The sequence below is a fragment of the Marinobacter shengliensis genome, assembly GCF_003007715.1.
Classification (GTDB): Bacteria; Pseudomonadota; Gammaproteobacteria; order Pseudomonadales; family Oleiphilaceae; genus Marinobacter; species Marinobacter shengliensis.
In genome coordinates this window covers 932,452-945,047 of the sequence record NZ_PXNO01000027.1, presented here as the reverse complement: position 1 = coordinate 945,047, position 12,596 = coordinate 932,452, and the positions used below count along the sequence as shown (strand labels likewise).

12 protein-coding genes are annotated in these 12,596 nt (G+C 55.5%); 4 read left to right on the top strand and 8 right to left on the bottom strand.

All coding sequences use genetic code 11. The features are described 5' to 3' along the window. Positions 1 to 98 precede the first annotated feature (98 nt). Genes uvrY through pgsA form a run of 3 tightly spaced genes read left to right on the top strand, consistent with a single transcriptional unit; the run spans position 99 to position 3,172 of the window. Entirely contained in the window at positions 99 to 758 is a 660-nt protein-coding gene (gene uvrY, locus C7H10_RS17450) for a UvrY/SirA/GacA family response regulator transcription factor (RefSeq protein WP_058091151.1), read from the top strand. After that, on the top strand, positions 742 to 2,601 hold the full coding sequence (gene uvrC, locus C7H10_RS17445) for an excinuclease ABC subunit UvrC (protein ID WP_106695852.1): 1,860 nt from the start codon (positions 742 to 744) through the stop codon (positions 2,599 to 2,601). The genes uvrY and uvrC overlap by 17 nt, the downstream gene beginning before the upstream one ends. Positions 2,602 to 2,608: 7 nt before the next feature. Continuing rightward, complete coding sequence (gene pgsA, locus C7H10_RS17440) at positions 2,609 to 3,172, top strand: CDP-diacylglycerol--glycerol-3-phosphate 3-phosphatidyltransferase (RefSeq protein WP_061332209.1); 564 nt, start codon at positions 2,609 to 2,611, stop codon at positions 3,170 to 3,172. Here the strand turns inward: pgsA and C7H10_RS17435 are convergent. From C7H10_RS17435 to C7H10_RS17405, 7 genes are all read right to left on the bottom strand, one after another. Continuing rightward, on the bottom strand, positions 3,140 to 5,845 hold the full coding sequence (locus C7H10_RS17435) for a protein kinase domain-containing protein (RefSeq protein WP_106695851.1): 2,706 nt from the start codon (positions 5,843 to 5,845) through the stop codon (positions 3,140 to 3,142). The two genes, pgsA and C7H10_RS17435, sit on opposite strands and share 33 nt — an antisense overlap. Further along, positions 5,826 to 6,563, bottom strand: coding sequence for a PP2C family serine/threonine-protein phosphatase (locus tag C7H10_RS17430; protein WP_106695850.1), 738 nt, complete (start codon positions 6,561 to 6,563; stop codon positions 5,826 to 5,828). Before C7H10_RS17430 ends, C7H10_RS17435 begins: the two co-directional genes overlap by 20 nt. 1 nt (position 6,564) lies before the next feature. After that, entirely contained in the window at positions 6,565 to 7,233 is a 669-nt protein-coding gene (locus C7H10_RS17425) for a vWA domain-containing protein (protein WP_106695849.1), read from the bottom strand. A gap of 89 nt (positions 7,234 to 7,322) precedes the next feature. After that, positions 7,323 to 7,856, bottom strand: coding sequence for an ABC-type transport auxiliary lipoprotein family protein (locus C7H10_RS17420; protein ID WP_167392919.1), 534 nt, complete (start codon positions 7,854 to 7,856; stop codon positions 7,323 to 7,325). 89 nt (positions 7,857 to 7,945) lie between these two features. Beyond that, complete coding sequence (locus C7H10_RS17415) at positions 7,946 to 8,884, bottom strand: MlaD family protein (RefSeq protein ID WP_106695847.1); 939 nt, start codon at positions 8,882 to 8,884, stop codon at positions 7,946 to 7,948. Next, the gene (locus C7H10_RS17410; RefSeq protein WP_178338765.1) at positions 8,884 to 9,699 is read right to left on the bottom strand and encodes an ABC transporter ATP-binding protein; all 816 of its coding nucleotides are present in this window, start codon (positions 9,697 to 9,699) and stop codon (positions 8,884 to 8,886) included. The genes C7H10_RS17415 and C7H10_RS17410 overlap by 1 nt, the downstream gene beginning before the upstream one ends. Positions 9,700 to 9,711: 12 nt before the next feature. Then, positions 9,712 to 10,863, bottom strand: coding sequence for an ABC transporter permease (locus C7H10_RS17405; RefSeq protein ID WP_106695846.1), 1,152 nt, complete (start codon positions 10,861 to 10,863; stop codon positions 9,712 to 9,714). 281 nt (positions 10,864 to 11,144) lie between these two features. On the opposite strand from C7H10_RS17405, the gene C7H10_RS17400 reads away from it, so the two are divergent. After that, on the top strand, positions 11,145 to 11,876 hold the full coding sequence (locus C7H10_RS17400; RefSeq protein ID WP_106695845.1) for a murein L,D-transpeptidase catalytic domain family protein: 732 nt from the start codon (positions 11,145 to 11,147) through the stop codon (positions 11,874 to 11,876). A 6-nt stretch (positions 11,877 to 11,882) separates the two neighbouring features. On the opposite strand, the gene C7H10_RS17395 is transcribed toward C7H10_RS17400, so the two are convergent. Beyond that, positions 11,883 to 12,587 (bottom strand): START domain-containing protein, encoded by a 705-nt coding sequence (locus C7H10_RS17395; RefSeq protein ID WP_167392918.1) that lies wholly within the window; start codon positions 12,585 to 12,587, stop codon positions 11,883 to 11,885. Between the last annotated feature and the right edge of the window lie 9 nt (positions 12,588 to 12,596).

The following is a 12,596-nucleotide window of genomic DNA, read 5'->3' as shown; positions in this document are numbered from 1 at the left end:
TGGTTTGTCTGCAGGCTTTTGCCTGCGGTGCCTACCCGTAGGCTTTTCTAAACGTTACAATCAGTCTGTGTTTTTCATACCTGATGGCGAGGTGACATTTGATCAGGGTACTGGTTGTTGATGATCACGAGCTGGTGCGCTCCGGTATAACCCGCATGTTGGCTGACAATCCCGATATTGAAGCGATTGGCCAGGCCTCATCCGGTGAGGATGCGATTGAGTTTGTGCGCAAGGACCGCCCGGATATTGTCCTGATGGACATTCGGATGCCTGGCATTGGTGGCCTCGAAGCAACCCGGCGAATACTGCGTATTGATGATTCCATTCGGGTGATTGTTGTAACGGCCTGTGCCGACGACCCATACCCCGCCCGTGTCATGCAGAGTGGTGCCACCGCTTATATCACCAAGGGTGCTGATATTCAGGAGATGGTGCGAGCTATTCGCAAGGCCCACTCCGGCCAGCGGTACATCAGCCCGGAGATCGCCCAGAAAATGGCACTCAAAACGCTGGGTGGTGACCGTGAGGAAGACGGGGAGCTGTCCCGGTTCGAGCGGTTGTCTGAGCGGGAGATGCAGATCGCCATGATGGTGGTGGATTGCCAGAAAGTGCAGGACATTTCCGACAAGCTCTGCCTGAGCCCGAAAACCGTCAACAGTTACCGCTATCGTATTTTCGAGAAGCTCGAGATCTCCAGCGATGTCGAGTTGGCACTGATGGCGGTACGGCTTGGATTGCTGGATGCCGACAAGGTCTGAACCCGAAGATACCGTCGGGATGTTTGACAGCAAAGACTTCCTGAAGCAACTGACCGAGCGCCCCGGCGTTTATCGTATGTACGATGACACCGGCGGCGTGCTCTACGTGGGCAAAGCCCGCAACCTCAAGAAACGCGTCAGCAGTTATTTCCGCAAAACCGGCCTGGCCCCGAAAACCGAGGCCCTGGTGGGCAAGATTGCCTCCATCGAAGTCACTATTACCGGCAGCGAAACCGAAGCACTGTTGCTTGAACAAAACCTGATCAAATCCCTGAGGCCGCCCTACAACATCCTGCTTCGGGATGATAAGTCCTACCCCTATATCTATCTGTCGTCCCACAGTGACTACCCGTCGCTGACGTTCCGGCGGGGGCGTACCAAGAAGGGTGGTGGCACCTGGTTTGGCCCGTTTCCTAGCTCCGGGGCGGTCAAGGAAAGTCTTAATGTTCTACAGAAGGTTTTTCGTATAAGATCCTGTAGTGAAAGCTATTTCAGAAACAGGAATCGTCCCTGCCTGCAATACCAGATCAACCGCTGTACCGCACCTTGCGTGGAGTACATCAGCCCCGAGGACTACCAGCAGGATATTCGCCACGCCACCATGTTTCTGGAGGGTAAGAACCCGGCCATCATCCATGACCTGATGAATGCCATGGAAGCGGCATCGAAGAACCTGGAATTCGAGAAAGCTGCCGCTTACCGGGATCAGATCAACCATCTGCGCCATGTACAGGAGCAGCAGTCGGTCGACGGTGAGGGTGGTGATGCCGATGTTATTGCGATTGCCCAGGATGCCGGTGTGGTGTGTGTGGTGGTGATCATCGTGCGCGGTGGCCGGGTTCTGGGTACCAAGGACTATTTTCCCCGCTTTTCACTGGAGCAGTCCGAAGGTGAGTTGCTGGCGGCGTTTCTGGGCCAATACTATTTTGGCGGCGATACCCGCCGGGAGATTCCAAGAGATATTCTGGTGCCCGTGGAGGTTGAAGGTGAGGCGCTGCTGGCGGAAGCCCTGAGTGAGGCCGCCAATCGGGAAACCCGTATCCGTGGCAATGTACGTGGTGAGCGCCGCCGCTGGCTGGAACTGGCCATGACGAATGCCCGCCAGACTCTGCTGACCCACCTGGCCAGCAAGGAAACCGTGTACCGGCGATTGCTCGCCCTGAGGGACCTGCTGGAACTGGCAGAGACCCCGGCACGCATGGAGTGTTTCGACGTCAGCCACAGCCACGGGGAAAATACCGTCGCATCTTGTGTGGTTTTCGACGAGAATGGGCCGCTGAAGAGCGATTACCGGCTATACAACATTGAAGGCGTGACCGCTGGCGACGACTATGCCGCAATGCGGCAGGTACTGACACGCCGGTATCGCCGGCTGGTTAGCGGTGAGGGCAAACGCCCGAGCCTGGTGTTTATCGACGGTGGTAAAGGGCAGTTGAACATTGCCCGGGAAGTGTTTGAAGAACTTGGGATCTCTGACATTCCGCTGATTGGCGTCGCCAAAGGTGTGACCCGCCGGGCGGGAATGGAGCAGCTGATTGATGCCATGACCGGCGACGTCTTTCGGGTACCGGCAGATTCACCGGCCCTGCATCTGATTCAGCATATTCGCGATGAATCCCACCGGTTTGCCATTACTGGCCATCGCGCTCGCCGGGACAAAAAGCGTCGGCAGTCCACCCTTGAAGGTATCGAAGGGGTTGGGCCCAAGCGCCGCAGGGAACTTATCCGTTACTTTGGCGGCATACAGGAAATTCGCAAAGCCAGTGTGGATGAAATGACGAAAGTGCAAGGCATCAGCAAGTCACTGGCTGAATCCATTTACGCGGCATTGCATGATGAATAGGAAGTCCATGAATTTACCCAACGTACTGACCATGTCCCGGATCGTGATGATTCCGGTGTTTGTGGTTGTTTTCTATCTGCCCATGCAATGGAGCTACATGGCCAGTGCCGTTATCTTCGCCCTGGCGGGTATCACCGACTGGCTCGATGGCTACCTTGCCCGCAAGCTCGACCAGAGCACGCCATTTGGCGCGTTTCTGGACCCGGTAGCAGACAAACTGATGGTGGCGGTGGCGCTGGCGGTATTGATTGAAGAACACGCAGCGGTGCTGATGACTATTCCGGCGACTATCATCATCGGCCGGGAGATTGTTATCTCAGCCTTGCGGGAATGGATGGCGGAAATGGGTAGCCGGGCCAGTGTTGCGGTTTCCTATATCGGCAAGATTAAAACCACCGCCCAGATGGTGGCGATTGTTGGCCTGCTGGCGTTTCCACCGGGGCAGCTACTGGCGTATGTTTCGATCGGGCTGTTGTATCTCGCGGCTGTGCTGACGCTCTGGTCGATGTTTCTTTACCTGCGGGCGGCCTGGAGCGATTTATTTCCGGAGCCGGAAAGCCGTCAGGGATAATTCGAGCCCCGGCGGGTTCCGGTTGAATGAATCCTTAGCGAAGATGGCCGATCCCAGAATCGCCACATCTGCGTTATTGGATAGCTTTACAAAGGGATTGATCCGGTCAACGTCCATGTTCGCCACCCGCCGATGTATGGTGTTCTGAAGCCTGTGACTGACCGAAGGTTGCGGCGCACTCAAATCCAGAATCCAGGCGCGGGCGATGGTGTTGTACTGGCGTGTATGTTCCAGTTCGAGACCGCTTAGCAGGGTTTTGCCATCAGGTGAAAGCTGAAGGCCCAAATTGAAACGGTGGCTCGCAGTGAAGGCATTGTTGAAGGAATATTGAAACACCGCAGGATTATCAGGCGTTTTTATCAGGTCATGGCGCTGAAGTGTAAACTGGCCAGTTGCTGACCACTCACGGGTTTCGATGTTACGTTTCCAGATCTGAACCCCTGCCTTGGCGACCTTCGCCGTAACCGTTTTTCCCATTGCCTTGTAGCGGGTTGAGTCATCTTGCAGGTCGCGATAGCTTCCGGTCACCAAGGTTTTGCCATCGTTACTTACCGCCACCGACGGCGCGGTAATGGAGCCATCGTCGGGCCATACCTTGTCAAACCGTGTGGCCAGAACGAGTTGATCGTTGGTAACGGTATACTCAAGAACGGTGGCGGCATAGTCCATCCCGTAATTACGATATCGGGATAGCGCAACGAAAATAGTCTCTCCATTTGGTGTGATTGCAAGGTCAGAGGCGCGCATATCCTGTAAGTCGTTTGGATAAGCCAGTTCCGCGATGGGCTTATTTGGCTCTGAGGTGGCAAATATCCGAAGTCGGTCAGAATCAGCAATCACGGCGAGTTCGTCGTCGGCATCAATGGCGAAGTGCCAGGGCGGAATCGTCTGACGGAAGCCGGTTCCATCGTTTGCCTGGACATCGAGGACTTTAAACAATCGTTCCTCGCCATTTTGATCCGTTCTGGCCAGATGGTAGCAATTCATCTGAAACCCGCATTTGCGAGTGTAGAGTGCCTGGCTTGCCGGATGCACCAGCCATTCGTCTACCCGGTGGTTCGGCCCAATCGAGTAGCGCTGATGGCCTTCACTGTAGTCGTCGGACAATGGATCCAGTGTAATCATCGAGGCTACTTCGCCGCGATGGTAGTCCCAGGCAATGTTGGGAGGGGAGTAACCGAGGATCGGCAACTGCCGGTAATTGTCAAAAGCCCCTACAGAGTAATGGGGAACAATGGGCGGTGGACCTTCTGGTGGTTGGGAAGCAGGCCTTGAAAAGGCATTCGTTGGCACAGGTAATTCATGGAAATTCGAATGCACAGTGATTGCCGACGCAGGGTCACCAATCTCGCGCCAGGCATTCTGCATTCTCAGGGCTTCGAGTTCTTCCTGTCTGTCTTTGGCCTCCTGGCGTGCCTGATCGCGGGCCTCAATCTCCGCGAGCCATTCGGCCCGAAGCTTTTTTTCATTATGCAGGTGGGCAAAATAGCCAACCACCAGCAATACGAAGAAACCAACGCTCACAATCTGGGCGAGAGGCGAGGAGCCTGAGCGTGTTGTTGTCAGTCGCGGGGGGCGAGTGGTTGGCTGAGCGACCCGTGGCGGGTGCTGTGGAGCTCGTCGCCTGGTTGTTGCTGGAGGTTTCCTGGGACTTGGTCGTTTAACCTTCACTTCCACTAAAGCTTGTTGGCAGACCACACAGCCGTCACCCCAGAAGCCATGATCGGTATTGTTGGCGCAGCGTTTAAGACTGCTTACAGCGCGGTCTAGTTTGCTGACCCAATCTTTCGCAGTGGGTCGTTGGACGTTAGGGCGAAACGCATTTCTGAAGGCAGACGCGAGCGGGGCCGGGAAGTCGTTGTGAAGACTCCAGGGTGAGGGCTGAATCTTCGGGTTTGCCGGGGTGCTGTAGGCAAAAAGGTTGCTACCGATACGACTCTGGGTATCTGTGGGGATGGCTTGTTTACCCCGCGGTACCCCCTGATAGGGGTGAAGCCCTTCGTTCAAGAGTTGGAAAATAATGACCGCAAGCGCGAAGAGATCCTGGGCTTCTCCAAGCGCTTCCGGCTTCTCCTGCTGTTGCCAGGCTTCTGGTGCAATATAGCCGGTGGTGTATTGATGCCCCGGAATAAAGCTGTCCTGCCCCTGGATGGCAAAGCCGTCGCAATCCACAACGACAATATCGGCCGTCCTCCGGTTAACCAGCATGTTGGCTGGTTTGAGGTCGATAATAAAATGGCCTTGATCGTGTAGCTGGGCGACACGCTTGGTGAGATTCCCTGCAGCTCTGATTCGAAATTCGCGAGATTGGGGGAGTTTGCCCAGTTCTCGGCCTTTTCGGGTCAGCAGGAGGTCCAGGTTGGCGTACTCTGATAATGGGAGTAAGGGCATCGCGTAGCCGGCGAACTCACCCCTGTCCTCCACCTTTGCGATGGGCCAGGCAAAATGGACCATACCTTCGTCATCGGGTGGCGCCAATAACATCTGCTGAATCTTCAGCGGGCGTTCCGGATCTTTGGATGGCTCGTGATAGAGCTTCAAGGCCAGTTTTCCGCCGGGAGCAGCAAAAATTACGCCGTCAGCCCCCTGATTCAGTGGTTTGCTACGAAGACGGACTGACTTAGTGGTTCCGTTGGGATAACGAAGGGTGAGGTCAGTTCTGGTATTGCGCATTTACCCATACCAGTGTTTTGTCGTCGGCAGTAATTCGGTCGGCCTGGGGAGACTGTAGCGTACTGAGGATTGCCTGATTACGGGCTTCAATGTCTTGCAAGTTGGCCAGGTAATTGTGAACAGGCACCAGGAAATTGGGGGTAGGACGCCAAGGTAAAGTCTTGGCGGCAAAACTGGCAGTACCATCAGACATGAGGAACCAGGTTCTATATTTCCGGGGAGCGCAGAAAACTCTCAGCGAATTCCGCCACTCCGGCAGCGTAAAAAAGTAGGTCGTCTCTGCAAATTCGCCGTTCTCCGGTTCGCTGACGACGAAGTCTGACCAGTCGTCCGGATTAACGCCCATCACAACGCCGTCGCCAAGGTGAAAGACCAGGCATTGGTCTTTGGACAGGGCAATGCCGCAGAGTGTCGAATGGAAGTCAAACAGCGGACCTTTTCGTTGTAGCTGGAGGCGGGTATCTTCGATTGCGTCCTGCAAGGCGAGGAAAGCGGACGCCTGGTGCAGTCGGCCGATCTCTGCCCTCAACGCCATTGAAACGTTGAGGGCAAGGCTTGCAGCGCCTTCCGCTGATCGGGCTGCAGAACCGGCTCCATCGCAGACGCAGGCAACGATTCCGCCATCTTCCTCTACAATGTGGTAGGCATCTTCGCAGGCTTTACCCTGGTCAAGGTGGCTCCTGCCTATGGCAGAAGCTGCTCCAAACTGGAACGCCACCTTAAACCTCTATTTCGGCCCAGGTGTCTGTGGCCGGTAAGCTTACCCTTTCACCGGGGACACTGGCAGAGACTGTCGACATGCTTCGGCTCAACCACACGAAAAGCTCCCGGAACTGAAGGCCTTTCAGTTTCTTTGGCGTTTTGGTAGAAAACCTGCCGAGCGCTTCAAAGTCAGCGCCCTTGGTGCCGATCGGAAATACAATTACCCGTTTGTTCTCTTCTTCCAGTCGAGCCTGATCAGCGTAGGATTCCCAGCCATAATCGTTGGGGCAGCCGTCAGAAAGCATGATTACCCAAGGCCGTGTGCTGGAGATGCCATTGGCGTCGTATACCGCCTTCTGGTTAGCAATCTCCTCCAGAGCACGGTGCATCCCCTGGCCCAGCGGAGTAAGCCCGTTGGCGCTCAGATAGGGAGCGGAGAAGTCGGCTGCATCGGTCCATGGCTGCACCACGCGAACATCTTCTGGCCCGCCCACGGTAATCACCATGACCTGCACGCGAAGTGAGGCTACGGGATCTTTTTGCAGCTCTTCGGCAAAAGTTCTCAGGCCTTCGTTCAATTGGCGAATGGGTTCGCCAGCCATGGAAGCGGATATATCGAGGAGCAAAACGCAAGGAGTGCGTTGGTTGGTATTGTCTGCAAATTCAACGCCGGGAATGGCTGTCATAACACGCTCCATGTGTGAAAAAAATCAGCGAAAGTCGACCCATACCTTGAGTCGCGTTGGATTCTAATGGCGAACGAGAGCGATGGCAATCAGTTCTGGGCAGCTTTGTGGGACTGCTCCACGCATTCGGCCATCCAGCCGGTCAGGTCATTTCCCAGACGATTTGCGGCTTTGCTGAACCCCTGCACGATACTCTCTTGTTGGCTGTCGGCTACCGGCTCCATAATGTTCCAGTTGCGAACGCAGATACTCTCGCGCTGATTATTTTGCACCAGCTCCGTGTGTAACCGTATGATAACGTGAAGTTTACTGTTCTGATGCATAACGTGGAATGCGGTAAGTTCACTCACCAAGGTGAGTTCTGCGTTGGCGGGGCTGGTGTCGACAATCGCGTTACGAAATGCCTGACTGGTGCGGACGTGGCTTATGACGTGATCCCGAATCATTATGGGTGCAGTGTCTCTCCAGCGGGCTTCCCGAATGGCCTGAAACTCATAAGGTGTCGGTTTGATTAGAATTCGGGAACCATCGAACGGGGCCGATGCCAAGGGCGTTTCAACCCGGAGACTGGCATTGTGAGTTTGTGGTAACACGGTGGGGGCGACGTCAGTACCCAGATCCATGATTCTAGGTGGCTCCGGGAGTGGAAAAACCGTGCAGCCTGAGATTGTAAATGCAGACAACAGCAGGACACAGTTCAAGAGTTGTCTGATCATTGCTCAAACTCCTTAAGCTTGGGGCCACCCCGTAATGTTCCGAGTGGGTCTTCATCCAGTTTTCGGGTAAACGAATTCAGAGATCTCAGAGTACTGCGCATTTCACGGAGCACAGGTGTTATCTCGCCCAAGCCCTGAATCCCTGCATCCAGCACCTGTTCATTGTCTTCGGTCAGTCGGTCCAACCGGCTCAGGGTAGGCTGCAAGGTAGACAGGGCCAGGGTCATGGATTCCAGCACCGGCGCGATTTCCCGCTCCAGGGTTTGGCGCGCCCGGTCCGATGTATCAGAAACCTTGATCGCGGCTTCCTCGGCGCGGATAGCGGCGGTGTCGAACTGAGCCATCAGGGCAAGCAACTCTTCCCGATTGGCGAGCAATGATTCCGTTGCCAGGCGTGTGTTGTCCAGAATGGCCGATACGTTCTCCAGATTCTCCGACGCAAGCAAGCGGTTCATGCTGGTTAACAGTTGTTCTGCACTTGAGATCATGGCCTCACCGTTATTCAGCAGGTTGGAAAACGCCGATGGCTGTGCGTTGATGAGCGGTGGGTTATCACGGTTACCCTGAAGTACCGGGCTGTCGGTTGTGCCGCCGGTGAACTGGACACTCATGCTGCCGGTAATATTGGCAAGAACCAGCTCCGCCCGGGTGTTCTCCCGTACCGGGATGTCGCGATCCACACGCACCAGCACCCGAACATGGGCGGGATTGTCTGGTGCCAGGGACAGCTCGAGAACATCGCCAACCGGAACGCCGCTGTATAACACTGGATTGCCTTTTGACAGCCCGCCCACCGGGTGATCAAAGCCTATCTGGTAGTAAGCCCACTCGCGGTCTGCAGTCGATTTGCCCAGCCATAGTGCAAACAGCAGGGCAGCTGTTACTGCAACCAGCGTGAACAGTCCGATAATAACGTGATGGGCCTTTGGCTCCATTAAACGGGCTCCTGTCTGGTCAGCCGGTTATGTGCATCAATCGCGGCCCGCCCCCTGGGGCCATGAAAGTATTCCTGTATCCATTCGTCGTCGGTCTTGGCGACGTTTTCAAGTGTGTCTGCCACCAGCACTTTTTTACGGGACAATACGGCTACCCGGTCACAGGTTGTGTACAGCGTATCCAGATCGTGGGTAACAAGAAATACTGTCAGCCCAAGGGCGTTCCTCAGGGTCACGATCAGTTCGTCGAACGCTGCCGCGCCGATCGGGTCCAGCCCCGCTGTGGGTTCGTCCAGAAACAGCACCTCCGGGTCCAGCGCCAGGGCGCGGGCCAGGGCGGCTCGCTTCACCATACCACCGGAAAGCTCGGCCGGGTATTTCAGGGCGGCATCTGCTGGCAGCCCGGTCAGTGCCAGCTTCATCCGGGCAAGTTCCTCGGCCTCCGTTCGGGTAAGACCCGCGTGCTCGACCAGTGGCAGTGAAACGTTTTGCATCAGATTCAGCGAGGTAAACAGGGCGCCACCCTGAAAAAGCACGCCGAATCGCTGCTCATACAGAGACCGCTCTGTGCCAGAAAGTTCTGTGAGATCAACATCAAAAAGCTGAATGTGACCGTCTGAAGGTGTGTTGAGGCCCACGATGCTGCGCAGCAAAACCGATTTGCCCGTGCCGGAACCGCCAACAACCCCAAGGATCTCTCCGGGAAAGAGGTCCAGCTCCAGGTTTTCATGGACCACGTGATCACCGAAACGGTTACACAGTCCCCGCACCTGGATCACCGGTGTTGAAGGGCTGTGGCCTTTCTGTGGTTTCATCTCCGGCATGACTTACCAGCCCATTTCCATAAAAAACAACGCCGCTATGGAGTCCAACAGGATCACCATAAAGATCGACTGAACCACACTGGAGGTGGTGTGTTCGCCCACCGACTGGGCACTGCCAGCCACCTTGAAGCCTTCGAGACACCCAATGACCGCAATCAGGAAGGCAAACACTGGGGCTTTTCCGATACCTACCAGAAAGTGTTTCAGGGCAATATCCCGCTCCACGATGGCCATGAACTGACTTGGTGGAATATCCAGCACCAGTGCGCAGACGGCGGCACCGCCCACCATTCCGGAGATCATGCCAATGAAGGTGAGCACCGGCAGGCTGACCATCATGGCCAGAACTCGTGGGACTACAAGTAGTTCCACCGGATTCAAACCCAGGGTACGAATGGCGTCGAGCTCCTCATTGACCTTCATGGCGCCGATGTGGGCGGTGAAGGAGCTGGCGGTGCGTCCGGCGAGCAAAATGGCCGCCAGCAGAACACCAAACTCCCGCAGGAAAGAGAATGCCACAAGATTGACGGTATAGATCGTCGCGCCGAAGTCTTCCAGCACAGTCGCTCCCAGAAAGGCGACAACGGCGCCCACCAGGAAAGTTAGTAAGGCAACAATGGGCAGGGCATTCAGCCCGGTATCATGTACTGCCGCGACAAACGGAGTGATGCGCCAGCGGCGTGGCCGGGGAAGGATATAAAACAGGGTGGCAAGGGTTTGACCGATAAATCCCGTAAGCATCCATATCAAGCGGGCAATGGCGGTCACCTTCTCTCCGACGTCGGCCAGAAAGTCCAGCAGTGCGTTCTTCCGTGCGGGCTGCCAGGTGGCTCCTGCCATCGCTTCGGCAACGGTGATGAGAAGTTGCCGCTGTTCATCAGGGAGGTAGGCCATTTCCAGAAAACTCAGAAGTTGTTCCGGGCCTGTCAACCGGGCGATCAGCGCGGCCCCTGCCGTATCAACCCGGCTTAGCTTCTGGAACTCAATGTTGGTGATCGTGTTTCCGCTGGCCTGAACCTCGGCTATTCGCTGGTTGAGTACCGAATAATGGGAGAGGGTCCAACTGCCGGATAGGGTCAGGGTGTCACCGTTGCAGGCAAGGTTACCGGGGGTGTCGCGGTGTGCTGTCGTCGAATAGCCGGAATCAGTCGCCACAGGTGCCGTTAATCCTTGTCCGGTAGGCAGAAAAGATATTCTCAAGCTTAAAGATTCCGGAACTGGTCTGCCAGTATCTTTGGTTTTTCGTAACCTTGCCGGAGATCGCGTCGGTGACTTTTCGGTCTTTTTATGCAGCGGAAATGGAGGCTCGCGTGTCCACCATTTGTATGGGAACGGTTAAAAATTGTACGGAATGAACGGCGTCTCAAAATTCTCTGTTAGAATAAGGCATCTTTTCAAGCAGGTAGCTTATCTTCCTGAATCCTGAGGTAACGTGCATGCCCAAGCATCACAATCGACGCGTTTTTTCATTGTTTTCCGGCTTGGCGGTTTCTTTAGCCATTTCCATACCGGCCCAGGCCCAGTCATTGGATGACCAGTTGCTTGCCCGTCTCGCCAGTGTTGCACCCAAGCTGAACCCGGAAGTGCTTGAGGCAGCCTTCAAAGCCACACACTGCGCCATCGCCAACGGCGTTGCCATGCCCGAACGGCTTGCAGTGATTGATTTTTCACTCCATTCCAGCCAGGAGCGGATGTGGATTTTTGATCTGGAGCAGGGCGATTTACTGTTGCGAGATCTGGTTGCTCACGGCAGAAACTCCGGCAACGAGGAAGCCACCACCTTCTCAAATATTGAGGGCAGCTACCAGTCGAGCCTGGGGTTGTTCAAGGCCAGTGAATCCTATCGTGGCATGCACGGCTATTCCTTGCGACTGGACGGCCTTGAGCCAGGCATTAACGATCTCGCAAGGCAGCGGGCCATCGTGATTCATGGTGCAGATTATGTAAACAGCAACTGGGTGGACCAATACGGGCGCATCGGCCGCAGTCATGGCTGCCCGGCGGTAGACCAGAAAGTGGTGCAAACCGTGGTGGACAACCTCAAAGGTGGCCAGTTGGTCTTCAAATACTACCCGGACCAGGATTGGCTGCAGACCTCCAGTTTCCTGAATTGTGACAGTGCTACCCAGGTTGCCGGAAATCGCGCAGCCCGTGGTGGCAATAGCTGAGGTAGCTCAGGAATCGCCGGTCGGGAAGCGCAGGTTATGCTTCTCGACCAATTCTTTCGGCGGCGCGCTCGTTGAATAGTCACGATAGGGTGATGTTTCCATCATCCGTTTTAACCCTTCCAGTGTTCGAATTGGTGCATCGGTGGCCACAATATTGGCCACCCAGGCGGGCACCAGACCTCCCGGATCCATATGGGTAGTGAATGTTACCCGTATCCAGCCTTCCTCAAGTGGTTCCACCAGAAAGCTGTTATCCAGCATGGGGATGCGCACGTAACCGGATTGCTGCGGGGCATCATCCGGGCGGCCCGTGGATTGCACGGTGACAGCGCCACCCGGTTCGTCCTGAAGGAATACGGACTTCATCACCACATCCCGGTCTGAGGCTGGCCAAACGCCATCAAATTTCATCCACAGTAGCCGCTCACCGTCATCTGTAACGTGGTAGTTGGCTTCCTGGCAGTTGTAGATCCACTGTTGGCACAGGGAGATGTCATCAATCACCGATAGCGCAGCCACCATAGAGTGCTGGATTTCAACCACACCGCGGAACTGTTTGATTGGTGTATCCGAAACGGTCCTGACATAGGTGTTGATGTCAGACCGTTCCTTGCCTTGCTGCTTGGGCGTCCATCCTTCGCCAGATGCGTGGCTGGCCACCATGGTTGACAGGGTAAAGAGGGTAGCGATGACGGTTGCGGGAACGCGCATGGTATTGGT

What these genes read in the sequence shown, in the direction of transcription:
- C7H10_RS17400 (WP_106695845.1), top strand. Translation starts at nt 11,145, where the DNA reads ATGCCCAAGCATCACAATCGACGCGTTTTTTCATTGTTTTCCGGCTTG.
- C7H10_RS17410 (WP_178338765.1), bottom strand. Translation starts at nt 9,699, where the DNA reads ATGAAACCACAGAAAGGCCACAGCCCTTCAACACCGGTGATCCAGGTG.
- C7H10_RS17425 (WP_106695849.1), bottom strand. Translation starts at nt 7,233, where the DNA reads ATGACAGCCATTCCCGGCGTTGAATTTGCAGACAATACCAACCAACGC.
- C7H10_RS17395 (WP_167392918.1), bottom strand. Translation starts at nt 12,587, where the DNA reads ATGCGCGTTCCCGCAACCGTCATCGCTACCCTCTTTACCCTGTCAACC.
- C7H10_RS17415 (WP_106695847.1), bottom strand. Translation starts at nt 8,884, where the DNA reads ATGGAGCCAAAGGCCCATCACGTTATTATCGGACTGTTCACGCTGGTT.
- pgsA (WP_061332209.1), top strand. Translation starts at nt 2,609, where the DNA reads ATGAATTTACCCAACGTACTGACCATGTCCCGGATCGTGATGATTCCG.
- C7H10_RS17420 (WP_167392919.1), bottom strand. Translation starts at nt 7,856, where the DNA reads ATGGATCTGGGTACTGACGTCGCCCCCACCGTGTTACCACAAACTCAC.
- C7H10_RS17435 (WP_106695851.1), bottom strand. Translation starts at nt 5,845, where the DNA reads ATGCGCAATACCAGAACTGACCTCACCCTTCGTTATCCCAACGGAACC.
- uvrC (WP_106695852.1), top strand. Translation starts at nt 742, where the DNA reads ATGCCGACAAGGTCTGAACCCGAAGATACCGTCGGGATGTTTGACAGC.